At 72.3% G+C, this 25,059-nt stretch carries 29 protein-coding genes and 1 pseudogene; 9 read left to right on the forward strand and 21 right to left on the reverse strand.

Annotation, left to right across the window (positions count from 1 at the left end; genetic code table 11):
- The 3 genes and pseudogenes from MKK60_RS21480 to MKK60_RS21490 all read right to left on the reverse strand — a co-directional run.
- A pseudogene (locus MKK60_RS21480) lies at positions 1-189 on the reverse strand (sugar transporter); the annotation flags it as partial.
- A gap of 215 nt (positions 190-404) precedes the next feature.
- Positions 405-1,901 carry an LTA synthase family protein gene (locus tag MKK60_RS21485; protein WP_243988516.1) on the reverse strand — a complete coding sequence of 499 codons (1,497 nt, stop codon included), beginning with the start codon at positions 1,899-1,901 and terminating at the stop codon, positions 405-407.
- Between the two features lie 10 nt (positions 1,902-1,911).
- Positions 1,912-3,432 carry a capsular biosynthesis protein gene (locus tag MKK60_RS21490; protein ID WP_243988517.1) on the reverse strand — a complete coding sequence of 507 codons (1,521 nt, stop codon included), beginning with the start codon at positions 3,430-3,432 and terminating at the stop codon, positions 1,912-1,914.
- Positions 3,433-3,838: 406 nt separating this feature from the next.
- Here MKK60_RS21490 and MKK60_RS21495 point away from each other — a divergent pair, with 406 nt between their 5' ends.
- From MKK60_RS21495 to MKK60_RS21505, 3 genes are read left to right on the forward strand one after another with little or no spacing between them, the layout of a single operon-like run.
- Positions 3,839-5,146 carry a capsule biosynthesis protein gene (locus MKK60_RS21495; protein ID WP_243934761.1) on the forward strand — a complete coding sequence of 436 codons (1,308 nt, stop codon included), beginning with the start codon at positions 3,839-3,841 and terminating at the stop codon, positions 5,144-5,146.
- A 33-nt stretch (positions 5,147-5,179) separates the two neighbouring features.
- A complete protein-coding gene (locus MKK60_RS21500) occupies positions 5,180-5,947 on the forward strand; it encodes an SDR family oxidoreductase (protein WP_147858995.1) in 768 nt (255 codons plus the stop codon).
- Positions 5,947-6,807 (forward strand): formyltransferase family protein, encoded by an 861-nt coding sequence (locus MKK60_RS21505; RefSeq protein ID WP_243988518.1) that lies wholly within the window; start codon positions 5,947-5,949, stop codon positions 6,805-6,807. Before MKK60_RS21500 ends, MKK60_RS21505 begins: the two co-directional genes overlap by 1 nt.
- Positions 6,808-6,816: 9 nt before the next feature.
- Here MKK60_RS21505 and MKK60_RS21510 read toward each other — a convergent pair whose 3' ends face one another.
- From MKK60_RS21510 to MKK60_RS21545, 8 genes are all read right to left on the reverse strand, one after another.
- The gene (locus MKK60_RS21510; protein ID WP_243934769.1) at positions 6,817-7,017 is read right to left on the reverse strand and encodes a hypothetical protein; all 201 of its coding nucleotides are present in this window, start codon (positions 7,015-7,017) and stop codon (positions 6,817-6,819) included.
- A gap of 57 nt (positions 7,018-7,074) precedes the next feature.
- Complete coding sequence (locus tag MKK60_RS21515; protein ID WP_243988519.1) at positions 7,075-7,671, reverse strand: glutathione S-transferase; 597 nt, start codon at positions 7,669-7,671, stop codon at positions 7,075-7,077.
- A 28-nt stretch (positions 7,672-7,699) separates the two neighbouring features.
- Positions 7,700-8,875 carry a chlorophyllase/cutinase-like alpha/beta fold protein gene (locus MKK60_RS21520; RefSeq protein ID WP_243934773.1) on the reverse strand — a complete coding sequence of 392 codons (1,176 nt, stop codon included), beginning with the start codon at positions 8,873-8,875 and terminating at the stop codon, positions 7,700-7,702.
- A 131-nt stretch (positions 8,876-9,006) separates the two neighbouring features.
- The gene (locus MKK60_RS21525; RefSeq protein ID WP_147729357.1) at positions 9,007-9,465 is read right to left on the reverse strand and encodes a response regulator; all 459 of its coding nucleotides are present in this window, start codon (positions 9,463-9,465) and stop codon (positions 9,007-9,009) included.
- Between the two features lie 215 nt (positions 9,466-9,680).
- Positions 9,681-10,562, reverse strand: coding sequence for a dienelactone hydrolase family protein (locus MKK60_RS21530; RefSeq protein ID WP_243988520.1), 882 nt, complete (start codon positions 10,560-10,562; stop codon positions 9,681-9,683).
- Positions 10,563-10,643: 81 nt separating this feature from the next.
- Entirely contained in the window at positions 10,644-11,057 is a 414-nt protein-coding gene (locus MKK60_RS21535) for a hypothetical protein (protein ID WP_147843686.1), read from the reverse strand.
- A 150-nt stretch (positions 11,058-11,207) separates the two neighbouring features.
- On the reverse strand, positions 11,208-11,717 hold the full coding sequence (locus MKK60_RS21540; protein ID WP_187274775.1) for a DUF192 domain-containing protein: 510 nt from the start codon (positions 11,715-11,717) through the stop codon (positions 11,208-11,210).
- Positions 11,717-12,325 (reverse strand): cold-shock protein, encoded by a 609-nt coding sequence (locus MKK60_RS21545; protein ID WP_147728637.1) that lies wholly within the window; start codon positions 12,323-12,325, stop codon positions 11,717-11,719. Before MKK60_RS21545 ends, MKK60_RS21540 begins: the two co-directional genes overlap by 1 nt.
- A 379-nt stretch (positions 12,326-12,704) precedes the next feature.
- Between MKK60_RS21545 and MKK60_RS21550 the strand changes: the two genes are divergently transcribed.
- Positions 12,705-13,715 carry a DUF1624 domain-containing protein gene (locus MKK60_RS21550; RefSeq protein ID WP_243988521.1) on the forward strand — a complete coding sequence of 337 codons (1,011 nt, stop codon included), beginning with the start codon at positions 12,705-12,707 and terminating at the stop codon, positions 13,713-13,715.
- A 19-nt stretch (positions 13,716-13,734) separates the two neighbouring features.
- Here MKK60_RS21550 and efp read toward each other — a convergent pair whose 3' ends face one another.
- Complete coding sequence (gene efp, locus MKK60_RS21555) at positions 13,735-14,301, reverse strand: elongation factor P (protein ID WP_147728635.1); 567 nt, start codon at positions 14,299-14,301, stop codon at positions 13,735-13,737.
- A 202-nt stretch (positions 14,302-14,503) separates the two neighbouring features.
- Here efp and epmA point away from each other — a divergent pair, with 202 nt between their 5' ends.
- The 5 genes from epmA (at position 14,504) to MKK60_RS21580 (ending at position 18,867) form a co-directional block, all read left to right on the forward strand.
- Complete coding sequence (epmA, locus tag MKK60_RS21560; protein WP_243988522.1) at positions 14,504-15,559, forward strand: EF-P lysine aminoacylase EpmA; 1,056 nt, start codon at positions 14,504-14,506, stop codon at positions 15,557-15,559.
- On the forward strand, positions 15,556-16,626 hold the full coding sequence (locus MKK60_RS21565; RefSeq protein ID WP_243988523.1) for a lysine-2,3-aminomutase-like protein: 1,071 nt from the start codon (positions 15,556-15,558) through the stop codon (positions 16,624-16,626). Before epmA ends, MKK60_RS21565 begins: the two co-directional genes overlap by 4 nt.
- Positions 16,627-16,630: 4 nt before the next feature.
- The gene (locus MKK60_RS21570) at positions 16,631-17,251 is read left to right on the forward strand and encodes a glutathione S-transferase family protein (protein ID WP_243988524.1); all 621 of its coding nucleotides are present in this window, start codon (positions 16,631-16,633) and stop codon (positions 17,249-17,251) included.
- 119 nt (positions 17,252-17,370) lie between these two features.
- Complete coding sequence (locus tag MKK60_RS21575; RefSeq protein ID WP_243988525.1) at positions 17,371-18,015, forward strand: dimethylmenaquinone methyltransferase; 645 nt, start codon at positions 17,371-17,373, stop codon at positions 18,013-18,015.
- Between the two features lie 27 nt (positions 18,016-18,042).
- Positions 18,043-18,867, forward strand: coding sequence for a YdcF family protein (locus MKK60_RS21580; protein WP_243988526.1), 825 nt, complete (start codon positions 18,043-18,045; stop codon positions 18,865-18,867).
- Here the strand turns inward: MKK60_RS21580 and MKK60_RS21585 are convergent.
- The 9 genes from MKK60_RS21585 to MKK60_RS21620 all read right to left on the reverse strand — a co-directional run bounded on the left by MKK60_RS21585 (position 18,840) and on the right by MKK60_RS21620 (position 24,729).
- Entirely contained in the window at positions 18,840-19,070 is a 231-nt protein-coding gene (locus MKK60_RS21585; protein ID WP_147726996.1) for a DUF3253 domain-containing protein, read from the reverse strand. The two genes, MKK60_RS21580 and MKK60_RS21585, sit on opposite strands and share 28 nt — an antisense overlap.
- Before the next feature lie 47 nt (positions 19,071-19,117).
- Positions 19,118-19,876: a DUF599 domain-containing protein gene (locus MKK60_RS21590; protein ID WP_243988527.1), complete on the reverse strand. Its 759-nt coding sequence runs from the start codon at positions 19,874-19,876 to the stop codon at positions 19,118-19,120.
- Between the two features lie 130 nt (positions 19,877-20,006).
- Positions 20,007-20,288 (reverse strand): acylphosphatase, encoded by a 282-nt coding sequence (locus tag MKK60_RS21595; protein ID WP_243988528.1) that lies wholly within the window; start codon positions 20,286-20,288, stop codon positions 20,007-20,009.
- 52 nt (positions 20,289-20,340) lie between these two features.
- A complete protein-coding gene (locus tag MKK60_RS21600; protein WP_243948110.1) occupies positions 20,341-21,147 on the reverse strand; it encodes a formate/nitrite transporter family protein in 807 nt (268 codons plus the stop codon).
- 131 nt (positions 21,148-21,278) lie between these two features.
- Complete coding sequence (locus MKK60_RS21605) at positions 21,279-21,710, reverse strand: gamma-glutamylcyclotransferase family protein (RefSeq protein ID WP_147842465.1); 432 nt, start codon at positions 21,708-21,710, stop codon at positions 21,279-21,281.
- Between the two features lie 24 nt (positions 21,711-21,734).
- Complete coding sequence (locus tag MKK60_RS28525; protein ID WP_279593141.1) at positions 21,735-21,860, reverse strand: hypothetical protein; 126 nt, start codon at positions 21,858-21,860, stop codon at positions 21,735-21,737.
- Positions 21,857-22,087 carry a hypothetical protein gene (locus MKK60_RS21610; protein ID WP_147842464.1) on the reverse strand — a complete coding sequence of 77 codons (231 nt, stop codon included), beginning with the start codon at positions 22,085-22,087 and terminating at the stop codon, positions 21,857-21,859. The genes MKK60_RS28525 and MKK60_RS21610 overlap by 4 nt, the downstream gene beginning before the upstream one ends.
- A gap of 30 nt (positions 22,088-22,117) precedes the next feature.
- Entirely contained in the window at positions 22,118-24,136 is a 2,019-nt protein-coding gene (locus MKK60_RS21615) for an acetyl/propionyl/methylcrotonyl-CoA carboxylase subunit alpha (protein ID WP_243934824.1), read from the reverse strand.
- 149 nt (positions 24,137-24,285) lie between these two features.
- Positions 24,286-24,729, reverse strand: coding sequence for a hypothetical protein (locus tag MKK60_RS21620; RefSeq protein ID WP_243936074.1), 444 nt, complete (start codon positions 24,727-24,729; stop codon positions 24,286-24,288).
- Between the last annotated feature and the right edge of the window lie 330 nt (positions 24,730-25,059).

Raw genomic sequence — 25,059 nt, forward strand, 5'->3', positions numbered from 1 at the left:
GCGCCCGCGCAGGGCCTCGATCACCGCCGGGGTCACGTCCACCAGCTCGTAGCGCGCCAGCAGCCCCTCCGGCGTCGACAGCTCCGCCCCCGCCTCCACGGCACGCGCCGTCGGACCCGAAGCCGGGAGAACCGAGCAGCCGCCGACGAGGCAGGCCGTCAGCGCGAACAGCGCCGTGAAACGAACCATCTTCGAACTCCCGGAGCCGTGCCCGTCTCCGTGAGACCGGCACGCAACGCCCGTATGACCCTGTCGTCTTCGTCGCGAGCCCGCGCCACCGAGGTCCGTGCCGAAGTGTCGGCGGACGACGCGCGCATGGCTGGAGCCTCGACGTTGCGCGCCAAAGCCTGCGATCGCTTTAACGACGGCTCGAGCACGCGCGCCGGACATCGCCCGGCATTGCGTCACGACCGTGGCACGGCCACGCTTGGCCCATCCGCCGACGTCGCGGCCCGGCCGATCGCGGCTCGCAGCCGACGCCCGAGATCGTCGGCGGTGCGGTCGACCCGACGCGGCGCGGCCGGGTCGGCGTGGCCGAACCGGAACAGCGCGTAGTCGGTGGCGGTGTCGCCGAAGCCGGGCCGGCAGGTCGGCAGGGCGGGCGCGTGGTCGCCGTAGATGCAGAGCGTCGCGTTCAGGCCCGCGAGCGCGGCCACGAGGTCCTCGACCATGCGCCCGGCGGCGGCGACGTGGTGGAGGTACTGGGCGACCGGGTCGTCGATCCCCGGCAGGCGTCCCGGCTTCCAGGGGCCGTGGTTCTCCATGGTGACGCCGAACAGGAACAGCGGCCCGCGCCGTGCCGCGACCTCGGCGCGCACGCGCTCGCCGAAGGCCGCATCGCCGACATAGGGTCCAACGCGGGGCGCGTCGCCGAACGCCTCCTCCATCACGAGGGTGTCGAAGCCGAACGCCTCCATGACGCGGGCGCGCTGGAAGAAGTCGCGGTGGAACGGGTGGACGAAGGTGGTCGCGTAGCCGTTCCGCCGGGCCGTCCGGGCGAGGCTGCCCGGCTCGTTCCCGCACGAGGCGAGATAGGGGTCGAACACGCCGAAGCCGAGATCGCACGCGCCGCGCCCGGTGAGCACGGCGTGCTCGGTCCGCATGGTGTAGGCGCCGTGCGCCGGCACCCGCAGGCGGCCGTGCTCGCTGGCGCGCGCCCGGATCAGGTCCATCAGCGGCAGGTGCGGTCCGCCGAGCCGTTCGGGGTCGAGGAAGGATTCGAGCTGGATCACCACCACGACGTCGTCGCCCGGCGGCTGCGCGATCACGGGCGCTGCGACGGCCGCGGGGCCGCCGCGCTCGCTCCGCCACCGCAGCGCGTAGGCGATCAGGCAGGCGGGCAGGCCGTAGCGGGCGAGGTCGGCTTCGAGCTCCGGCCGCGGGAACCGCCGGGCGACCCGGCCGGCGAGCGCCCCGCGATCGGCGGCGACGAGCAGGGCGGCGAGGCCGAGCGGCAGGCCCAGGACGGCGGCCAGGGCCCCGCCGGCGGAGGCGGGCAGCAGGCTCGGCTCGATCCGGTACCACAGCGCGACGCCGGCCAGCCCGAGCAGGAGCGGCACGGCGATCCGCGGGCTGGTGACCGGCGGCACGTAGTAGAGCTGCGGATGGCGCGGCACCTGCGGCAGCAGCGCGAAGTCGCTGAACACCAGCGGCTCGCCGATCACCGCGCGTTTCAGGTGGCTGACGAGGTGGAGGATCGCGACGGTGAGCACGCAGCTCGACGCGGCGAGCCACGGGCGCCACGAGAACACGAACCAGAACAGCAGGATCAGCCCGTAGGCGCCGAGCCGGATGGCGAGGTCGCCGGGCCTGCGGCTCGCGCGCCCCGGCACGTCGCCGAAGCGGAACTCGATCGCGAGGCAGAGGACGAAGGCGACCACCGTCGCGAGGAGGAAGGACATCGTGCTCGGCTCAACCTTGCCCGGGCTTCCGGGTGACGGGCTTGTCGCCGGACGCGACGCCGCGCCGGGCGCGCAGGGCCCGCACGATCGGGTTCAGCAGGCGGTAGCGCGCCCGCATGCCGAAGCCGGCGAGCCGGCCGAGCGCGAGGGCGCTCGGGGGCGCCGCGGCGCGGGCGGCACTGAGGCGGTCGAGCAGCTGCTCGGGGCCGCACGGCTTCATCGCCACCGGATCGAGGTAGCGCGGATACAGGATCAGCGCGCCGGCGACGAGCTGGTCGAGGGCGAGCGTCCGGCCGCGGTCGGCGCCGGGCGCGAGATCCTCGGTGAGGCCCCAGCCGGCATAGAACGGCCGCCCGTGCGTCGCGACGCTCAGGCCCCGGATCAGCGCCTCGAAGCCGGCGAGCGAGGTCATCGTCTCGACGTGGTGCACCCGGTCGAGCAGGTCGACGATGCTCAGGCCCGAGACGATCCGGTCGGCGAGCGCCAGGGCCTCGGCTTCGGGGATCGCGCCGGGGCGGAACCCGGCCTCCACGTCGGGATGCGGCTTGTAGAGCAGGAAGGCGTCCCGGTTGCGCGCCCGCGCCGCCTGCAGCAGCGCCCGGTTCGAGCGCACGTTCGGCGAGCCGTAGCGGACCGAGGCGTCGTCCTCGACCTGGCCCGGCACCAGCACGATCCGCCGGTCCGCCGGCCACGCGCCCGCGGCGACCGTGAGGCCGACATTGTACTTGCTCAGGCGCCGCGCGACGATCGTCTCGCGCAAGGACTTCGCCCGGGCGACCAGGACGTCGGAAAATTCGGCTTCGGCCAGGATCCGCGAGAGACGGCTCTCGCGCCGCGGATCGTAGTAGATGCCGCGATCGTCGACCACGATCGAGGCGCCGGGCTGCAGGCTCGCCCCCAGGCCGACCGAGCGCAGGAAGCCGTCCTCGACCCGCGCCAGCGGCAGGCCGGCCTCCGCGCAGGCCGCCTCCAGGGCCTCCGGCGCGCGCGTGGCCCAGGCGAGCACCTGCCCGTCGTGGCGCTTCGCGGCGGCGACCGCGGCGGCGACGGTCATGGTGTGGATCGGCGTGCCCTTCGGGCCGACGGCGAAGGCGTCGAGCGCCGGCCGCTTCCAGCGCGAGATGCCGACGTAGACGACGCGCCGCGCGTTCTCGGAAAACCGCGCCCGGAGCCAGGCGACGCGCTCGGCGCAGGCCGCGCGGTCGATCGGCGCCCGCGTCCAGGGGTCGAAATGGTGAAGGCCCGGCGTCTCGCGCCCTCCGACCGGCTCGCCGGCCAAGGTCAGGATCAGGCTCGAGAACCCGGTCTCGGCGCTGTCGTAGGGGCTGAGCAGTGGCCCGGGCGCCACGACGAGCGGGGGACGGCCGGCGAGCCGCAGCAGCCGGGCGGCCGGCCCGTCGCGCCAGACGACGGCGCGGCCGCGAAGGCCGGGCGCGCCGAAGCGGCTGCCGGTGGCGGCCTCGATCTCGGCGCGCAGCAGCCGGATCGTGCGGCCGACGGGAAACAGCGTGTTGGGAAGGATCGGGCGCATCACCATTTCGGTCGAGGGCTCCGGGCCGGGCGGGGCGCGCGGCGGCGCCCGGCATCGCCTGCCGGGATCCCGCGACCCATCGTGAGGGCCGAGCGACGGGTCGCGCCGGCCTCGACGCGCTCCTGCCCGGACCCGCGGGCTTTAGCCCAATTCATCCGCGGCAGGCGAATGCTTCCTGGGGCGGGCGGATGAGCCGGACATGAACGGACACCCCCCGGACATATCGCCGCCGCGATTGGCTCCTAGCTCGTTACCCGTTCGGGGCCGGCCGCGACGGCGTTGCGGGAAGGCCACGGCCCGGCGGAATCGTGCGGGGCGGAACGGCCCCGGATTGCCGGGCCGCCTCGGCCGTGCGACCCGTGGTGGCTGCCCCGTCCCGTCCGCTGAAGGTACAGAGCGCTCCGGAATGCTTCAGCCTCGCCCAGATTCCGTCGATGCGAGCCCGGCGACGTTCCTCTTCCTCCAGGGCCTCGCCTCGACCTTCTTCTCCGATCTCGGCGGCGCCCTGGCCGCCCGCGGGCATCGGGTGCGGCGGATCAACTTCTGTCCCGGCGACTGGCTGTTCTGGCGCGGCGACGCGGACCATTACCGCGGCACCCGGCCCGGCTGGGAGCGCTGGCTCGACGCCTACGTCGCCACCTACGGCGTGACCGACATCGTCCTGTTCGGCGATTGCCGCCCCTATCACGTTGTCGCGCGCGCCGTCGCGGTCGCCCGCGGCCTGCGCGTTCACGTGTTCGAGGAGGGCTACATCCGCCCGAACTGGATCACCTGCGAGCTCGGCGGCGTGAACGGGTACTCGACCCTTCCGAAGACCGCCGAGGGCGTCCGGGCGCTGGCGCGCCGCCTGCCGCAGCCCGGCCGCGCGATGCCCTCGACCGGCGACATGGCCCTGCGCAGCATCTGGGACGTCGGCTACAACGTCGCCAACGTCTGCTTCCCCTACCTCTACCCGCGCTTCCGCAGCCACCGCCCGACGCATATCGCGATGGAATATGCCGGCTGGATCAAGAAGTTCTCCCGCCGCGGCCGGACCAGGCGCGAGGCCGCCCGCTGCAACGAGATCTACAACGCGGTCGGCTGCGACTACTTCCTGCTGCCGCTCCAGCTCGACAGCGACTACCAGATCCGCGTGCACTCCCCCTTCCTCGGGGTCGAGGGCTTCATGGACCGGGTGATCAAGTCCTTCGCAGAGGCCTCGCAGGCGCCGACCCGGCTGCTGGTGAAGCTCCACCCCCTCGATGCCGGCCTGATCAACTGGCGCAAGTTCGCCCGCGCCTCGGCCCGCCGCCACGGCGTGAGCGAGCGCCTCGACTTCATCGACGGCGGCGAGCTGCCCAGCCTGATCGCCGGCGCCCGCGGCGTGGTGATCGTCAACAGCACCGTCGGCATGCTCTCGCTGGAGATGGGCCGGCCGACGATGGCGCTCGGCACCGCGATCTACAACATGCCCGGCCTCACCCATCAGGGCGACATCGACGGGTTCTGGACCGCACCGACCGCTCCGGATCTCGGCCTGATGTCGGATTTCCGCCGCGTGGTGCTGCACCGGACGCAGGTGAACGGCGGCTACTTCTCCAAGGCCGCCATCGCCCGCGCCGTCGCCGCGACGGTCCCGCGGATGGAGGCGGCGCTCCCCGACGCCCGGGTCGCGGCCGCCCGGACGATCCGCGAGGGCGAGGCCGATGCCGGCCGTCTCGCCGAGGTGTATTGATTCGGCCGACCGGCGCGCGGTAGCACCCGGATCATGCCCCACATCCTGATCACCGGCGCGTCGAGCGGCATCGGCGCGGCGCTCGCCCGCCGCTATGCCCTGCCCGGAAACCGCCTGACCCTCAACGCCCGCGACCGCGGCCGCCTCGAAACGGTGGCCGCCGCGTGCCGCGCCCGCGGCGCCGAGGCGACGGTCGTGCCCCTGGACCTGCGCGACCGCGAGGCGGTCCGCGCCTGGATCAGGACCCTCGACGGGGATGACCCGATCGACCTCGTGATCGCCAATGCCGGCGTCAACGGCGGCCATCCGACCGGCGAGGTCGAGAGCGAGGACGTCGCCTTCGAGACCCTCGACATCAACCTCGTCGGCTGCCTCAACGTCGTGCTGCCCTGCGTCACCGCCATGGCGGCCCGGGGGCGCGGGCAGATCGCCCTGATCTCCTCGCTCGCCGCCTACGCGCCGCTCGCCGACGCCCCATCCTACAGCGGCACCAAGGCGGCGCTGGTCGCGCATGGGCAGGCCCTGCGCGCCAAGCTCGCGCCGAGGGGCGTGCGGGTCAACGTGGTAATGCCGGGCTACGTGAAGACGCCGATGGGCGGCCAGCTCAAGGGCTGGCGGCCACTCGAGATGAGCGCCGATCAGGCCGCCGAGCGCATCGCCCGCGGGCTGGTGCGCAACCGGGAGATCGTCACCTTCCCGAGCGTGCTCTTCCACCTCGCCCGGGCCGGCCTCGTCGCACCGGAATTCCTGCGCACCGCCGCCATGCGCGCCTTCCGCTTCCAGCTGCGGCCGCGCCGCTGATGCCCAAGCCCAGCATCGCGCTCTTAGCGCTGGAAGCGATGCCGAACGCGCGCGCCGTGCGCCGGTTCGTGGCCGATCACGCCGCGGAGATCGCCTTCGTCGGCCTGTCGAATGCCGAGCGGCCCTCGACCGGCGGCCTCGTCGGGCAGGTCCGGCGCCATCTTGCCCGCTCCGGGCCGGCCTTTCTGCCCTACCTCGCGGTGAATTTCGGCCTGCCCGACCTGCTCCGCCCGGTCGCGCCGCTGACCCAGCGCATCGCCGGCACCACCGGCTCGCCCGAGGCGACGCCGCTCGCGACCCTGTGCCGGCGGCACGGCATCCCGACGCTGACGGTCGACGACGTCAACGGTGCCGACGTCGCCGATCTCCTGCGGCGGCACGGGCCGGACCTGATCGTCACCTTTCACTTCGACCAGATCCTGGCGGGCGAGACGATCGCGCGGGCGCGGCTCGGTGGCCTCAACGTCCATCCCGGCCTGCTGCCGCGCCATCGCGGGCCGGTGCCGACGATCCATGCGCTGGCCGAGGGGCCGGACGCCTTCGGCGTGACGGTCCACCGGCTCGCCGTGGCGATCGATGCCGGCCTGATCCTCGAGCAGGCGCCGGTCGCGCTGCCCGCGGACGTGACCGCGACCCGCGCCGCCGTGCTGCTGCACGAGCACGGCCGGAACCTGCTCGATGCGGTGCTGGCCGATATCGCCCGCGACGGCGCGGTGCCGGAAGGCCGCACCGTGCCGGTGCTGCCCTATTGCCCGTTCCCGGATGCCAGCTTCCTCAAGGCGATGCGCCGCCGGGGCCGCTATCTCACCGATGTCGGCGACCTGCGCGAAGCCCTGAGCCTGTCGGCGCGCGGCGCTTGATACGGCGGCCTAGGTGATGCGGCGGACCGGAGCGCGCCGGTAGGCGACGCGGGCCAGAACCACGGCGCCGCCGAGCTGCAGGAAGCCGTTCTCGGCGAGGTCGGACGGCGCCAGCTGCCAGTGGACCAGCCCGCGCGTGAGCGCGTTCAGGGCCATGAGGACGAGGCAGAAGGCGGCGGCGGCAAGCAGCGCGGCGACGAAATCGGGCATGGCTCGGCATCCCACTCTCGGACGATGCCGGCCGCCGCAAGAACCGCGCCGGTCGCGTCAGGCCGTCGCCCGCATCGACGCCCGCTCGCCGAAGGTCGCGAACCAGGCGGCCAGGCCCGGTCGGCTCGCGCGCCAGCCGAGCTCGGCGAAGCGCAGGTCGAGGTAGCCGAGGGCGCAGGCGAGCGCGATGGTGCCGATGTCGACGCCCGCGAGCGACGGCGCCTGCGTCTCGAACCAGTCGAGGGCGCTGACGATCTTGGCGGTCTGCCCGTCCATCCACGCCTGCGAGCGCTCGGATTCGGGTCGCGCGGTCAGCTCGTAGCGGATCAGCAGGGCGGCATCGAGCACCGCGTCGGCGGTCGATTGCAGGTTCAGCGCGGTCCAGCGCGCTGTTCCCGGCGCCGGGAACAGGTGGCCGCCGGCGAGCGCATCGAGGTACTCGCAGATCACCCGGCTGTCGGCGATCGCCGCGCCGTCGTCGAGGATCAGGGTCGGCACCTGCGCCAGCGGATGCACGCTCAGCACGCGCCCGTCCCGGGTCACCGGGTGGACGGCGCTCGGCAGCGTCTCGATGCGCTCGGCCAAGCCGAGCTCGTGGGCCGCCACCATCACCTTGCGGACGAAGGGCGAGGTCGGGGAATGGAACAGCTTCATCGGGGTCTCGTCGGCGTGGGCGGCGCGATCAGCGCCGGGCGGCGGGTTTGGCCGGGACGGTGCCGGCCGTCGCCGCCGGCGTGACGGCGGCGGGCGGGCTCGCGCGCGGCGTCTCGACGAAGAGGCGCTTCACCGGCCAGCCGTCGGCCCAGCGCTCCATGTCGCCGAAGCGCGGATTGGTCTTCAGGCCGGTGGCGTCCTGACCGGCGAAGGCCGCGGTCGCCGCGAGGTCGAAGGTCTTCCAGAACGCGAGGTAGTCGAGGGTGTCGGCGCGGGCGTTGTTGATCTGCGCCACCAGCGTCTGCTGCTCGCCGGAGAGCGACATGTCGGCCGACCACTTGAACGGCGGCGGCTTGGTGTCCTTCGGGTCGGCCGGCAGTTTGATCGCCGCGCCGTCGAACGCGGCATCGAGCCCGGCCGGCGCCGCGAGCGTCGCGGTGAGCGCCGGGAAGCCGTGGTCGTCGGAAAGCGCGCGCATGAACAGCTTGCGCTCCGTCGGCACGGCGCTCGCCTCGCGCAGCAGCCGGCGGGCGGCCAGGTCGGCCGCGCGGGCGTCGCGATCGCCGATCATGGCGATCAGCAGCGTCTGCGGCGCGATCTTCGCGAGATCGCCGAGCACGATGCCGCGCGATTTCGGCCCGCTGGCGATGCCGCCCGGCATCACCCCGAACACCAGCTTCGGCACGGGCAGGTCCTGCGCCTTCGCGTCGGCCGCGATGTCCATGGCGAGCGGGACGCCCGCGAGGTGGCCGATCAGCGCGACCTTCCCCAGGTCGGGCTTGCCCTCCGCGTCGGCGGCCAGCGCCTCGAAGGCGGTCTTGAGCGCGCCCTCCGCGTTGGCGACCGCATCGACGGGCCGGGTCCGGTTCACGTCCTGGAAGCGTGGGAACAGGACGAGCCAGCCGTTGCGGGCGAGATGGTCGATCCAGGCGCCGTAGCTCTGCGGGTTGGTGGCGCCCCAGCCGTGCAGGAGCACCGCGACCGGGCGCCCCTCGGCGGGGGCCGCGCCGGCGGCGTGGAACACGAAGGTCGAGGCGCCGGTGCGCCCGACCGCGCGCTTGACGATGGTGAGCTTGCGGTCGCCGACGCCGCCCGGCCCGTCGTTCGGCTGGGCCGGCGGCGCCGCGGCCGCGGCGGGCAGCACCGAGACGAGGAGGCCGAACAGGCCCGCGGCCAACGGGCCGCGATGGTCTTTCAGGAACATGGACGGCTCGATCGCTTCGAGAAGGGGGGCGGACCGCTCGCGGGCCGGCATAGCAGATTCGGCCCCCGGGGCGATGCGCCGGCCGCCTCGCGGCAGGCCCTGCACCGGGGCGGGGTTCGCACGGCGAAGCCTCAGGGTTCGAGGGCGTGCGGGACCAGCTTGCCGCCGGGGCCGATCACCGACGGCCCCGTCGACGATCCGGCCGGGCGCCCGGCCGCCTGCTCGACCCAGGCCAGGATGTCCTCGGCCCGCCACGGCTTCGGGATGAAGGTCGCCGAGACGCGCAGGTCGCTCGGCTGGTCGCCGGCATCGCCCGAGGTGAGGAGCACGCGCACCCGCGGCCACGTGACGCCGATGATCCGCGCCAGCTCGAAACCGCCGATCGGTCCCGGCGTGCGCACGTCCGAGAAGACCACGCTGACCTCGTCGCCGCGATCGTTGAGGATGGCGAGCGCCCGCTCCGCTGTCTCCGCCTCGATCACGGTGAAGCCGGTTTCCTCCAGGAGGGTCGCGGCGAGGAAGCGCTCGTCCGGCTGATCCTCCACCACGAGGATGACGGGCTTCTGTCCGGGCGGGTTCACGTCGGTCATAGCCGGGACACTCTAAGCGGGCCGGATGGTCGGTCCCTCGGATCGGTCGTTCATCGCCATCGTCGATGCGAACGGGGGTCGACCCGTGCGTGCACGCGCCGCCCGGCCCCATCCTGGCATAAACCGGTCGTCCCCGCCGTGTCGGATAGGGCACACAACCCTGAAGGAGCGTGCCGGAGCCGCCGTGACCGCTGGTCGCGGCCCGTCGGCGCGACCTAGCCGACGCCGTTCGCCTTCAGGAATGCGAGGGCGCGGCGCCAGCCGTCCTCGGCCGCCTCCTTGCGGTAGCTCGGCCGGTAATCGGCATGGAAGCCGTGCGGGGCGTCCGGGTAGACGACCAGCTCCACCGGCTTGCCGGCGGCCTTCGCCGCGTCGCGGGCGGCCTCGGCGGTCGCGACCGGGATGCCGGTGTCGGCGCCGCCGTAGAGGCCGAGCAGCGGTGCGTTGAGCTGGCCGGCCACCGATCCGGCGCTGCGCGGCTGGATGTCGGTCGGGTCGCCGCCGAGCGGGCCGTACCACGCGACCGCCGCCTTCAGGTCGCGGCGGTGGGCGTCGTAGAGCCAGGCGGCACGGCCGCCGCGGCACCAGCCCATCACCCCGAGGCGCGCCGGATCGCCCTTGGCGGCGGAGGTCGCCCAGGCGACGGTGGCGTCGAGGTCGCCGATCCACTGCGCGTCCGGCGTCTTCGAGATCACGTCGCGGATGATCAGCTTGGGGTCGGTCATCTGCGACAGGTCGCCCTGTCGGGCGTAGAGTTCCGGCGCCACGGCGCAGTAGCCGGCCTTGGCCAGGCGACGGCAGATGTCCTTGATGTATTCGTGGACGCCGAAGATCTCCTCGATCACCAGCACCAGCGGAAACGGCCCGGCCCCCTCGGGGACCGCGCGATAGCCCGGCATCGGCCCGTCGGCCGCCGGGATCCGCACCTCGCCGGCCTCGATCCCGGTGTCGTCGGTGTGGATGACCTGCGCCTCCACCGGCGTCACCGCGAGGGTGAAGCCGCTGATCAGGCTCGTCATCACGAAGCCCCGCCGCGACAGCGGCGGGACGATCAATCCGTCGAGGCCCTCGCCGCCGCCTTCGTTGTCGTGCGTCATGCCGTGCTCCTCGAACCCTCCGGCCAGCGCACCACGCCGCCGGGCCCGGGTCAACCGTGCGGAGCCGCCCGGGCGGGACGCTCAGGCGCCGGCGGAGACCCGTGCCGGCCGGCGCGCCGGCACCGGGACGGGCCGCGGCGCGGGCTGCGGCCGCAGCAGGTCGGCGAGCGCGACGAACCCGTCGGCCTGCGGCGCCTGCCCGGCGCGGAAGCCGAAGCCGAGAGCGAAGGCCTGGCTCAGGCCGGCATCGCGCGCGATGCCGAACGCGTCGAGCGCAGTCAGGAACGCCTCGCGGAACAGGCTCGGCCGGCACCAGCTCTTCTCGGCCATCTGCAGCGGCCAGTCCCACAGGCCCTCGGCGCGGCGGGCGGCGAGCACGTCGCGACCGATGAAGTAGCCGGTCGTGCGGTGTTCCAGGCCCTCGCCCGACAGGGTCCAGTCGGCGTTGCGGAACAGGACGGCCTTTGCGCAAGAGGCGATAGTTGCGTCGATCATCGGGATCCTCGCCACCTTCGCGGAAGAGGCGCGACGATCGCGCGCCTGTTCCACGTGGAACATACGAGGAACAGTGATCCGCAACGGAACGGGCGTCAAGCGCGATGTTCTCGATGCGTTCATATTTTCCCGGCGCGACGGCGCTCCGGGTCAGCGTGCCTGGAACAGCGGGTGCTCGACGCGGTCGCCGGCCTTGATCCCGAGCTTGGCGGCGATGCCGGCATTCAGCTCCAGCACCGAGAGCACCGGCTCCGGCGATGCGATGATGGCGGTCGACAGCGGCTCGGTATCGGCAGCGACCCGGGCGATGGTGCCGTCGGCGCGGATGAACAGCATGTCGAGCGGCAGGTAGGTGTTTTTCATCCACATCGCGACCGGCTCGGACCGCTCGAAGTCGAACAGCATGCCGTGGTTCGGCGCCATCGTGCGGCGGAACATCAACCCGCGGGTGCGGCCGGCATCGTCGCGCATCACCTCGACGTCGAAGCGGTGGGTGCCGTCCTTGGAGCGGATGCTCAGCGGCTCCGTCTGGCTCCTGGCCTGTCGCGCCTCCTGGGCCGAGGCGGGAGCGAGCGCCGACGGCAGGGCGGCCATGCCGAGGAGGCCGAGGGCTAGGCCGCCGGCGAGAAGGTTTCGGACGCGAGACAAGCGCAACACCATCAATGCGAGGACGGAACGGCTCCGTCGGGCAGCCGGACCTCGGCGGCCATCACGCCCTTGGAGCCGTCGCCGTATCGCACGAGCACCGTCTCGCCGGGCTTCAATTCGGCGATACCGTAGCGTCGCAGGGTTTCCATGTGCACGAAGATGTCCGGCGTGCCGTCGCCCCGCGTCAGGAAGCCGAAGCCGCGCAGGCGGTTGAACCACTTCACCACGGCGGTCTCGAGCCCGCTCGTCGGCGTCACGCTGACATGGGTGCGCGGCAGCGGCAGCTCGGACGGGTGCGTGGCGGAGGATTGGTCGAGCGACAGGACCCGGAAGGCCTGCCAGCCGCGGGCGCGCTCGGTCGCCTCGACCACGATGCGGGCGCCCTCGCTGGCGTTCTGGTGGCCGTCGCGGCGCAGGCAGGTCACGTGGAGCAGCACGTCGGGCATGCCGTCGTCGGGGACGATGAAGCCGAACCCCTTGGCGACGTCGAACCACTTGATCCGGCCCGACACCTCGACGAGGTCGAGCGGCTCCTCGACGTCGGCCTGCGATGAGGCGCCGATGCCCGCGCCGTCCGTTGCCCGTGAGCTCGCCGGCCCTGATCCGAACCCGTCAGACATGTCGATAAGCAACCTACACCGAATCGCGACGTGCGTTTCCCGGCCAGGATTAACGAAGTCTTGAAGCGGCGAAAGCCTCTTTGCCCGGCAGGCCTGGGCGGTCCGATGGCAATGGCCGGCCGGATCGGCACGCTTCCGCAGCGATCCGTGCTGGTTCGGCGAGCATCGAGCAGGCCCAAGTCCGTGTCCGGACTCACGCTTTTGCGCCGGCCGACCCCATCGGAACGCTCCCGGCGCAAACAACCGAGTTCGGTCACTTTCTCGTGACTGTTGCTGCGGCGCAGCAGGTGGCGGGAGCACCGTCGACGCGCCGTCCGCCGCACGAATCTTCGGAGCCGCCCATGGCCGCGCGCGGCGAATGGTGCTTAGGGGGCCGGCCATGCCACCCGATCCGACATTCGCCCCGACGAACGCGCCGGAAGCGCCTGCCGTCGCGTCCCGCCGGATCCCGGCGATCGATGCCGGGCGTGCCGCCGCGCTCGCGGCGATGGCCGCCTATCACCTGACCTGGGACCTCGGGTACCTCCGCCTCACGCCCGAGAACGTCGCGCTGTCGCCCGCGGGGCGGGTCGCGGCGCACGTCATCGCCGGAACGTTCTTGGTCCTGGTCGGGGTCGGTCTGGTGCTGATGAACGGCCGTGGCGTGCGGCTGCGGCCGACCGCCCTGCGGCTGCTGCGGGTCGGCGGGGCGGCGGCGCTGATCACCCTGGCGACGTTCTACGCCTTCCCGGACAGCTTCATCTTCTTCGGCATCCTGCACTGCATCGCGGTGTCGAGCGTGCTGGCGCTGCCGTTCCTGTTCGTGCCGGCGGTGGTGACGGCGCTGGCCGGCGCCTTGGTCGTGGCGCTGCCGCACCTCGTGGCGCATCCGCTGCTCGATGCGCCTGCGCTGTTCTTCCTCGGCCTCGGCCGGCTGACGCCGCAGACCAACGACTACGTGCCGCTGTTCCCGTGGTTCGGGATCGTGCTGCTCGGGGTCGCCCTTTGCCGGATCGCCCTGCCCTGGTTCGCGCGCTCGCGGGCGGGTCTCTGGCAGCCGCGGAGCCGAGGCGCACGGGCCGCGACCTTCGCCGGTCGCCACAGCCTGGCGATCTATCTCGTGCACCAGCCGCTCCTGCTCGGGGCGCTGACGGGCCTGGTCGCGCTGACCGGGCCGCATCCGCGCGCCGGGCTGGCGAAGTTCCGGGCGGACTACGTCGAGACCTGCACCCGCACCGGGGGCGAGCCGGGCTCGTGCCGGATCGCGGCGCGCTGCACCGCCGACGCCCTGCGCAGGGAGGGCCTGTGGTCGGTGGAGGGCCGCGGCTTCACCGTGCCGGAGCGCATGCGGGCGCAGGGCCTGTCGCAGCGCTGCTACGAGGCCTCCGAGGGCACGGCGCCGCCGCCGTAGCCCCCCGTTCCCGGATGCCTCAGTCCTTGGCGCGCTCGACGTAGGCGCCGTCGGCGGTCATCACCACGATGCGGGTGCCGGCGGCGATGTGCGGCGGCACGGTGGTGCGGACGCCGTTCGACAGGGTGGCCGGCTTGTAGGAGGACGAGGCGGTCTGCCCCTTCATCGCCGGCTCGGTCTCGGCGACCTCGAGCACGACGCGCTGCGGCAGCTCGATCGTCAGCGCCACGCCGTTGTGCTGCGAGACCATCACCGCCATGCCCTCCTGCAGGTAGGGGGCGGCGTCGCCGACCACGTCGGCCGGCACCTGGATCTGCTCGTAGCTCTCCGGGTTCATGAAGTGGAACCCCTCCGAGTCGCTGTAGAGGAAGGTGTGCTCCTTGTCCTCGACGAAGGCGCGCTCGACCTGTTCGGTGGTGCGGTAGCGCTCCGACACCTTCACCCCGTCGGTGATGCGGCGCATGTCGAGCTGCGTCACGGGGGTGCCCTTGCCGGGATGGATGTTCTCCGCGAACAGGATGACGTAGAGCTTGCCGTCCTTATCGACGACGTTGCCCTTGCGGAGGGTAGAAGCGATCACCTTCACGGGGTCAGGTCCTGCGTTGACAAGGCGGGGTTCGCGCGCCTAGCGCGGTGCCCCGCGGGAGAGGCATATCCCTCGAGAGCGATATCGGGCTCCGGCACTATCCTATCCGCGGCCCGGTTGCCAGCCGCGCCAGTATCGGTCCGCCGGGAGCGCGCGTGTTCGAAGCCGGAAACGTCCGATCCGCCGATCGCAGGGCCGCCCGGTGACGGCGGCCCCCTCCCCGTGGTGGGCGCCGCACCGGCACGCCGACCGGCGCCCGCTGCTGATCCTGCGCAACCGCATCGCCCATGCGCTCCGCGGCCACTTCGCGGCCCGCTACTTCGTCGAGGTCGAGGCCGCCTGCCTCCAGGTCTCGCCCGGCAACGAGGCGCATCTCTCCGCCTTCGCCACCGAGGCGATCGGCGGCGACGGGCTGCGTGCGCCGCTCTACCTCCACACCTCGCCGGAATTCGCCTGCAAGAAGCTGCTGGCGGCCGGCGAATCGCGGCTGTTCAGCCTCGGCCACGTCTTCCGCAACCGCGAGCGCGGGTTGCTGCATCATCCCGAATTCACGATGCTGGAATGGTATCGCGCCGGCGAGCCCTACGCCGTGCTGATGGCCGACTGCGCCGACCTGCTGCGGCTCGCCGCCGAGACGGCGGCGACGGCGCGGCTGCGCCATCGCGATCGGACCTGCGATCCCTTCGCCGATCCGGAGCGGCTAACGCTGGCCGACGCCTTCGACCGGCATGCCGGCATCGACCTCCTCGCCACCCTGTCCCGTGACGGCGCCACCGACCGCGACGGGCTCGCCGCCGCGGTCGCGCGAGCGGGCCTGCGGGTGGCCGCCGACGACACCTGGGCCGACCTGTTCAGCCGCGTGCTGGTGGCGCGGATCGAGCCGCATCTCGGGCACGGGCGGCCGACGATCCTGTGCGAGTACCCGGTGAGCGAGGCGGCGCTCGCCCGCCCGAGCGCGGACGACCCGCGGGTGTCGGAGCGGTTCGAGCTCTATGCCTGCGGCGTCGAGCTCGCCAACGCCTTCGGCGAGCTGACTGACGCCGCCGAGCAGGGCCGGCGCTTCGCCTGCGAGATGGCGGAGAAGCATCGCGTCTACGGCGAGACTTATCCGATCGACGACGACTTCCTCGACGCTTTGGCGGTGATGCCGGAGGCGTCGGGCTGCGCGCTCGGCTTCGACCGGCTGGTGATGCTCGCGACTGGCGCGCCGCATATCGAGGACGTGATCTGGACCCCCGTCGCGGGCGGAACGCGATGAACCGCCCGCTGCGCAGCCCGGACGAGCTCGCCGCCGCGGGCCTCGTGGCGCCGGCCGACCTGCCGGCCCTGCGGGCGGTGGCCGCGCGCTACGCCGTGTCGATCACCCCCGACATGGCCGAGTTGATCGACGCCGCCGACCCGCACGACCCGATCGCCCGCCAGTTCGTGCCGCGGGCGGAGGAAGTCGTCACCGCGGCCGAGGAACGCGCCGACCCGATCGGCGACGCCGTCCACGAGAAGATGCCCGGCCTCGTCCACCGCTATCCCGACCGGGTGCTGCTGAAGCCGCTCCACGTCTGCCCGGTCTATTGCCGCTTCTGCTTCCGCCGCGAGGTGGTCGGGCCGGAAGGCGCCGGCACGCTGAGCGAGGCCGAGCTCGATGCGGCGCTGGCCTACATCGCCGCCGACCCGGCGATCTGGGAGGTGGTGCTGACCGGCGGCGACCCGTTCGCGCTCTCGCCGCGCAGGCTGTCCGACATCGCGCGGCGGCTCGAGTGCGTGCCCCACGTCAAGGTCCTGCGGGTCCACACCCGCGTGCCGGTGGTGAGCCCCGCCCTGGTGACCGACGCTCTGATCGCCGCGCTGAAAGGCTTCGGCCGGGCGGTGTTCGTGGCCCTGCACGCCAACCACGCCCGCGAGTTCGGCGCCGAGGCGCGGGCCGCCTGCGCGCGGCTGGTCGACGCCGGGATCCCGATGGTGAGCCAGACGGTGCTGCTCGCCGGCGTCAACGACGATGCGGCGGTGATGGAGGCGCTGATGCGGAGCTTCGTCGAGAACCGGATCAAGCCGTACTACCTGCATCACGGCGACCTCGCGCCGGGCACGGCGCACCTGCGCACCGGGCTCGATGCCGGGCAGGCGCTGATGCGCACGCTCCGCGGCCGGCTTTCGGGGCTGGCCCAGCCGACCTACGTCCTCGACATCCCCGGCGGCCACGGCAAGGTGCCGGTCGGGCTGGGCTACGTCGCGGCGGATCGCGACGGCACCCGGATCACCGATCCGAACGGCGGCGTGCATGCCTATCCGCCCGAGCCGTATCGGCCCGAGGCGAGCGAGCAGGAATAAGCCGATGCGCAGGCTCTGGGGGCGGGCGAACTCCGTCAACGTACAGAAGGCCCTCTGGGGGCTCGATGAATCCGGCCTCGCCTACGAGCGGGTCGAGGCCGGCGGCGCGCACGGCGTCGTCGCCGACCCCGCCTACCGGGCGATGAACCCGAACGGCCTGGTGCCGGTGCTGCAGGAGGACGACTTCGCCCTGTGGGAGTCGAACGCGATCCTGCGCTACCTCGCGGACGGCGCGGAGGGCGCCCTGCGCCTGCCCGACGACCGGCGCGAGCGGGCGCAGGTGCAGCAATGGCTCGACTGGCAGGCGACGAGCTTCACCCCGGCGATGCGCGACGCGTTCTGGCAGCTCTACCGCGCCGCGCCGGATGCGCGCGACCACACGCTGATCGCCGCCTCGCTCGAACGGTCCGAGGCCCTCGCCGCGATCCTCGACCGGCACCTCGCCGACCGAACCTTCGTCGTCGGCACGCGCTTCTCGATCGCCGACATCGCGCTCGGCTGCGCCGCCCACCGCTGGCTCGCCCTGCCGGCGGAGCGCGTCGAGCGGCCCGAGATCCGGCGCTGGTACGCGGCGCTGGCGCAGCGGCCCGCCGCCGCCCGGATCTTCGCCGCGCCGATCAGCTGACGCCGGCACGTCCTGGCCGATCGGCCTTGCCCCTGCCCTGCTCAACCGTTGCCCGCCTTGCCCCCGCCCCTGCGCGACCCACTTGGGCGTCAGGCAGCCTGCCCGGAGACCGCACCCCGATGGCCCTCGACCCGACCCTCCGCGACGCCCTCTCCGCGGTCACCGTGGCGAGCCTCGCCCGCGCCCTGGCGCGCCGCGGCGTCCCGGCCTGCGCGCTCTCCGGCATCGCCGGTTCGGGCCGAGCCGTCGGGCCGGCCGTGACGCTGCGAATGATCCCGGCGCGCGGCGAGGTCGCGCGCTCGCTCGCGGAGGCGATCGAGGCGGTGCCCGAGGGCGCCGTCGTCGTGGTCGATACCGGCCGCTCCGGGCTCGCCCTCCCCTTCGGCGCGATCCTGGCCGCGCGGCTCTCCGCCCGCGGCGTCGCCGGCCTCGTCACCGACGGGGCTCTCGCGACCGAGGGCGGCCTCGCCGTCTGGGACGCCGCGTTCGCGCCGGGCGAGGGTACGCTTCAGCTTGCGGGCTCCGGCGAGCCGATCGCCTGCGCCGGGGCCGCGGTGCATCCCGGCGACGTCGTGGTCGGCGGCCCCGACGGCGTCGTGGTGATCCCGGCCGACATCGCCGAGGCGGTGGCGCTGGAGGCGGTCGAGCAGCAGCGCCTCGATCTCTGGCTCACCCGCGAGGCGGAGAAGGGCGCGAGCCTCGCCACCCTGCTGCCGCCGGACGCCGAAACCCTGGCCCGCTACGAGGCCGAGACGAAGGCCTGAGGTCCGACGCCCGCCGGACCCGCGCCGATGTTCTTCCCGCTCTCGAAGGTGATCTTCTTCCTGATCACCCCGTCGAACGTCTTCGCCCTCGTCGGGCTCGTCGGCGTCGTGCTGACGCTCGCGACCGCGCGGCGGCGCCTCGGCGGAGCTTTGAGCGCGTTCGGCCTCCTCGGCCTGCTCGCAGGCGGCCTGTCGCCGCTCTCGGCCTGGGCGGTGCTGCCGCTGGAGCAGCGCTTCCCGGCCTACGCCGACGATCGCCCGCCCGACGGCATCATCGTGCTCGGCGGCGGGATCGAGGCCGGGTTGTCGTCCGGCCGCGGGCAGGTGGTCGTCAACGATGCCGGCGAGCGGCCGATCTACATGGCCGATCTCGCCCGGCGCTACCCGCAGGCGCGGCTGATGTTCTCCGGCGGCAGCGGCAGCCTCGTCGACGGGGCGATCGCCGAGGCCGACATCGTCAGCCGCGACGCCGATACCCTCGGCCTGCCGCGCACCCGGCTGATCCTGGAGAACCGCTCGCGCAACACCCGCGAGAACGCGCTGTTCTCCGCCGCGATGGCCCAGCCGAAGCCGGGCGAGCGCTGGCTGCTGGTGACCTCGGCCTTCCACATGCCGCGGGCGATGGGCTGCTTCCGCGCGGCCGGCTTCCACGTCGTCGCCTTCCCCGTCGACTACCGCACCCGCGGCCCGCGCGACGCGCTGCGCTTCGGCAGCTTCGCCTCGGAGGGGCTGCTGGTGCTCGACCTGGCGGTGAAGGAATGGATCGGCCTCGCGGTCTACCGGCTCGCCGGCTACACCGACGCGCTGCTGCCGGGGCCGGCGGATCAGCCCTCGGGGAGCGACAACCGGTAGATCCCGCGAAAATCGTCCGGATCGGCGGGCTTGCCCTTCCGCAGGATGGCGAGGCGGCCGGCCTTGGTCAGGCGCACGGCGATGCGGCGCACCGGCTGCATCAGGGGGCTCCACTGGTCCGGATCCGACCCCGCCAGCGCGCGTGCGACCTCCGAAGGGCAGATGGTCTTGCCGGGGCCGCGCTCGGCCACGAGACGCAGCATCGTCTCCTCGATCGCGTCTTCGCTGCGGGTTCCGGTGCGGTCGTCGCTCACGGCGTGAATCCTTCGGCGGGCGGGGCGCCGTCGGCGAGCAGGATCGCGCGGATCTCGGAGACGAACTGGCGCCGCCACATCACGAACACGACCGCCGTCGTCGAGGCGACGAGGAAATAGGGGCTGACGAACCACCCGAGATACGCCAACGCGAAGAAGAACGCACGCTGCCCGCGGGCGAAGTGGAGCCCGGCCGCGGTGTTCATCGCCGCCACGCGCCGCGCGGCGCGCAGCATCGCGGACTCGCTCGCCCCCGAGCCCTTGGGCGGCACGGTCCCGAGCAGGATCGCGCTGTAGTTGAACAGCCGGTAGGCCCAGGCGAACTTGAAGAAGGCATAGACGAACACGACCGCGAGCCCTGCGACCTTGATCTCCCAGGTCGTGCGCGTGGCGATCGTGCCGAAGGGCAGCGTGCCGAACAGGTTGAGCACGTCGTCGCCGGAGCGCGACAGGGTGAGCACGCCGCCGAGCGCGATCAGCGACGTCGAGGCGAAGAAGGCGGTGCCGTTCTGCAGCGAGGCGTTGATCGTGGTGTCGACCACGCGGTTGTCGCGCACGATCAGCTGGCGCGCCCATTCCTCGCGCTGCGCGTTCATGATCTGGCTCAGCGACACCATCCGTCCGCGCAGGCGCCCGACGGAGAGGCCGTAGCCGACCCAGGCCAGCACGAAGTAGATCAGCGCGCCGAGGTCGATCGGCGAGAACCCGGAGGGCAGGTAGGCGGCGAGCAGCGTGGTGGAAGGGAGGTCGGTCATCGTCCCCGGGGTGCCCATCGGGCCCGCGCGCCGCGCCGGCCGTGGGCGCATCGGGACCGCGGGATGGCTACCGCGGTGCGGCGTGCGCTGTCGAGGCGTGCCGGAGCAGGCCGTCCATGCGCGGGACCCCTCACCGCCGGATCGCGAACCCGGAGGCGCCGGCGGACGGCTCGCCGGCCGTCACCTCGACCCGCTCGACGCGGGCGCCGGGCGGCCCGGCCCAGCACGCCTGCACCATCGCCTCGACCGCGTCGGCCGGCCCGGTGAACGCGGCCTCGACCGCCCCGTCCGCGCGGTTGCTCACGTGCCCCGACAGGCCGCGCGCCTCGGCCTCGCGCCGGGTCCAGGCGCGATAGGTGACGCCCTGGACCCGGCCGACGACGACGACGGCGACGCTTGTGATCTCGCTCATGACGGCACAACGCGGCCGGACGCCCGAGGTGTCCGGCCGCGTCGGGTCGTTCTCAGCGGGCGATGGCGGCGCGGCCCTGCGGACGGCCCTCGACGCGGGCCGGATCGACGGTCTTCTGACGGTAGGTCAGGTACCAGGCCACCGAGATGAACAGCACTCCGCCGACGAAGTTGCCCAGCGTGACGGGGATCTGGTTCCACAGCCACCACTCGCTGAAATGGACCGGCGCGCCGAGCATCATGCCGGCGGGGATGACGAACATGTTCACCACCGCATGCTCGAACCCCTGCGCGAAGAACAGGAAGATCGGCAGCCAGGCGCCGAGGATCTTGCCGAAGGTCGAGGTCGACATCATCGACATCGTCACGCCGAGGCAGACCATCCAGTTACACAGCATCGCCTTGACGAAGCAGGTCAGCATCCCGGCCGTGCCGAGGTTCTCGTAAGCGATCGTCTTGGCCGAGGCGATCTCGACCAGCTTCTGCGCGACGCCGGCGACGGGCGTGTGCCACGCGTTGGTCAGCGCGATCACCAGGAGCAGCGCGTACAGCACGCTGCCGAGCAGGTTGCCGATGAAGCTCCAGGCGAAGTTGCGCATCATCGGCGCGAACCCAATCCGGTTCTCCATCCAGGACAGCGTCAGGATGCCGAAGTTCCCGGTGCAGAGCTCGAGCCCGAGGCAGACGATCATCACGAAGCCGACGGGAAAGACGATGGCGCCGACGAAGGGCACGCCGGTCTGCACCGCCCCGGTGAGGGCGAGGCTGGTGGCGATGCCGAGCAGCGCGCCCGCCATCATGCCGCGCACGAGCATGTCGCGGATCGACAGCTCGGCGCGCATGACGCCCGAATCGCTCATGGTCGCGGCCATGTCCGTAGGTTTAACGAAGTCCATTGGCGGAAGGCTCCCGGTGTTCGATGTTCTGCGATCCGGGAGCAGGCAAGGTCAGGGCCAAACCGAACGTTGAAGCCGCGGCATCTGCGTCGCACCTAGGTCGGCGCTCCGCGACGCCAGCCGCGCACCTCGCGCAGGTAGGGGGCCGGGAGCTGCGCCGCCTCGCCCGCCGCGAGCACGGCCTCGAGATAGCCTGGCTTCGGCACGCCGCAGGCGGTGGAGCGGCCGAGGTAGATCAGCGCGCGCTTGACGCCGCCCGCGGTCGCGACCGGCTGCGAGGCCTTCACGTAGAGGCCGCCGGCAACGCCCTCGTAGCGGTCGAGGGCGGGGACGTCGGCGAGGGCCAGCTCCCACAGCACGCCCCAGACCGTGTGGCGCCCGTCGCGCACCACCGAGGCGTAGCCCTCGCGCATGACGATGAAGCGGTGGCGGTGCAGCCGGCCCTGCCCGATCAGCCGCGAAGCCGGGCAGCGGGAGGCCATGGCGGCGGCATCCATGTTCGCGCCGTAGGCGAAGTAGAGAGGCATGGATTTCGGATCGGCCGGAATCGACTACTCGCCCGGCGGCAGGCGCTCGTCGCGGCGGATCGCCCATTCGTTCGCGCGCATGGCGAGATAGGCGGTCGCCAATGCGATCGCCGGGATGCCGAAGACGACGAAGATCTGGCCGGAATTCACGGCGTGATACCTCGCAGGATGCGCCTCGCGATTAAATGTATGCCGATCCCGGTGAAAAGCCAGACCAGGGTCAACACCGTGCTTTCCGATCGGAGCGGTCCGACACCGCCGAGATTGAAGCTTGCAGCGGTGATCGGCGTGACGAAGCCGATCACGATGAACGCCACGGCGACATTGTTGATCGCCGTCGCGAGGAGCTTCGTTTGCTCGATGTTCGCCGCACGCACCGGGCGATCGCCTCGATCGGCTGACGCGAGTCAGGCGAATTCCAGGATCACCGCATCGACGGCGAGGCTCTCGCCCTCCTTGGCGTGGACCTTCGCCACCGTGGCGTCGCGCTCGGCGCGGAGCACGTTCTCCATCTTCATCGCCTCGACGATGGCGATGGCCTCGCCGTTCTTCACCTCCTGGCCTTCGGTGACCAGGATCTGCTTCACCAGGCCGGGCATCGGGCAGAGCACCTGCTTGCCGGAGCCGGCATCCTCCTTCACCGGCATCAGCGCGGCGAGCTCGGCCTCGCGGCGGGTGTAGACGCGGGCCTCGGCCGCGGCGCCCGCATGCTGGAGCGCGACGCCGTTGAGCAGCCCGCGCACCTGGATCGCGACGCGCTGCGCGCCGATCGTGCCGGTCCAGACCGGCTCGCCCGGGCGCCAGTCGCTCTCGACGACGTGGGCGGTGCCGTCGGCCTCGGTGACGACGAGGCAGTTCTGCGCCAGCGCATCCTCGTGCGGATCGACGGTGACGGGGAAGGCCTCGCCGGCCAGCATCACCACCCGGTCGCGCTCGAAGTGCAGCAGCGCGGGGTCGCGCATCTGGCCGGAGATGCCGCGCTTGCGCGCGTTGAGCTTGTGGTCGATCGCGGCCGCGGCCGCCATCATCCGCTGCGCCACCGCGCCCTTCGGCTCGGGCGCGGAGAACCCTTCCGGGAACTCCTCGGCGATGAAGCCGGTGGACAGCGCCCCCTCGCGCCAGCGCGGATGCGCCATCAGGGCGGCGAGGAACGGGATGTTGTGGCGGATGCCGTCGATGGCGAAGGCGTCGAGCGCCTCGGCCTGGAGCTCGATCGCCTCGGCGCGGGTCGGCGCCCAGGTGACGAGCTTGGCGATCATCGGATCGTAGTGGATCGCGATCTCGCCGCCCTCCTCCACGCCGGTGTCGTTGCGGACCTTGCCGGTGCCGAACGTGCCCTCCTCCGGCGGCCGGTAGGTGGTGAGCCGGCCGATCGAGGGCAGGAAGTTGCGGGTCGGATCCTCGGCGTAGACGCGGCTCTCCACCGCCCAGCCGTCGAGCGTCACCCGATCCTGCGTGAGCGGCAGCGTCTCGCCGGCCGCCACCCGGATCATCAGCTCGACGAGGTCGACGCCGGTGATCATCTCGGTGACCGGATGCTCGACTTGGAGGCGGGTGTTCATCTCCAGGAAGTAGAACGACTTGTCCTGGCCGGCGACGAACTCGACCGTGCCGGCGGAATCGTAGTCCACGGCCTTCGCCAGGGCGACCGCCTGCTCGCCCATCTTCCGGCGGGTGGCCTCGTCGAGAAGGGGCGAGGGTGCCTCCTCGATGACCTTCTGGTTGCGGCGCTGGATCGAGCACTCGCGCTCGCCGAGGTAGACCACGTTGCCGTGCTTGTCGCCGATCACCTGGATCTCGATGTGGCGCGGATCGGTGATGAACTTCTCGATGAACACCCGGTCGTCGCCGAAGGACGAGGCGGCCTCGGACTTCGCGCGGGCGAAGCCCTCCGCGACCTCGCCCGAGGCGTAGGCGATGCGCATGCCCTTGCCGCCGCCGCCGGCGGACGCCTTGATCATCACCGGGTAGCCGATGCCGTCGGCGATCTCGACGGCGTGCTCGGGGCTCTCGATCACGCCGAGGAAGCCCGGCACCGTCGAGACGTTGGCGGCGGCCGCCGCCTTCTTGGATTCGATCTTGTCGCCCATCGCGGCGATGGCGCCGGCGTTCGGGCCGATGAAGACGATGCCGGCCTCGGCGAGCGCGTTGGCGAAGGCCTCGCGCTCGGACAGGAAGCCGTAGCCCGGATGCACCGCCTGCGCCCCGGTCTGCTTGCAGGCGTCGATGATCTTCTCGATGACGAGGTACGATTGCGCCGCCGCCGCCGGGCCGATGTGGACGGCCTCGTCGGCCATCGCCACGTGGACCGCGTCGCGGTCGGCGTCCGAGTAGACCGCCACGGTCTTGATGCCCATGCGCCGCGCCGTCTTGATGACGCGGCAGGCGATCTCGCCCCGGTTTGCGATCAGGATCTTGTCGAACATCTTTTATCGCGCTCGGGTCTGGTCGTCTTCAGGAAGCGGCTTGGCGTGAGCCGGATAGAGCGTTCCCGATAAAGCAGATCCGCAGGCGACGGAAGCTGTGCCGGCGGCCGATGCCTGGGCGACCGCGGTCAAAAGTTTTTGGTCTCGTTTCAAGCGGCCAGCGCGAAGCGCGGCCGGTCGGTCCTGGCCGGCTCGCGGGTCCAGCGGTTGGCTTCCATCGCGAACACCATCAGCGCCTCGGCGCTCCCCTGGGCCTCCCGGACGACCTCGACGGCGATTCGCGCGCCGGCCGGCGTCGGGCCGGTGAGGCCGGCGAGCGACGCCGAAAGCCAGGCGGCGACCGCGCGGTCGACGTAGCCCGAGGGACGCTCGCCCCAGACCGCGAAGTCGACCACGAGGGCGACCAGCGCGTCGGCGAAGGCCGGGTCGGCGTCGGGCACCGCCCGCTCCAGGGCGATCAGCATGTCGGCCTCGTCGCGATGGGCGATGCCGTCCGGCAGCACGTCGCGCAGCAGGGCCTGCACGTCGGCCGACGCGATGCGGCCCTCGGCGACGGCATGGTTGCAGAAGTCTTGAAGAGAAACGTTGATCATGACCGAATTCCTCCGCGACCTTTGTTCGGTCGCCGCCTGTCCTCGTGTGTATTGGACTGTAGGAGACGAGATCGTCTTCAGAGGTTAACGGCCAAATCTGAACCGGCGTTCAGGTTAAAGCGTGCTCACGAATGAGCGTTTCGAGAATCTTGCTTTTTTCGAGCGACATGCCGGCATCTGTCGAGACCGCACGATCTTCGCCCGCTCTCCGGGAACGCAGATGAAACGTCACCCGCTCACCGCTATCCCGTCATTCCGGGGCGCCGCAGGCGAGCCCGGAATCCAGAGCCGCCGGCGGTGGTGGATCCGGCTGGCGTCGGCGGTTCTGGG

This window comes from Methylobacterium sp. J-092 (assembly GCF_022829325.1).
Classification (GTDB): Bacteria; Pseudomonadota; Alphaproteobacteria; order Rhizobiales; family Beijerinckiaceae; genus Methylobacterium.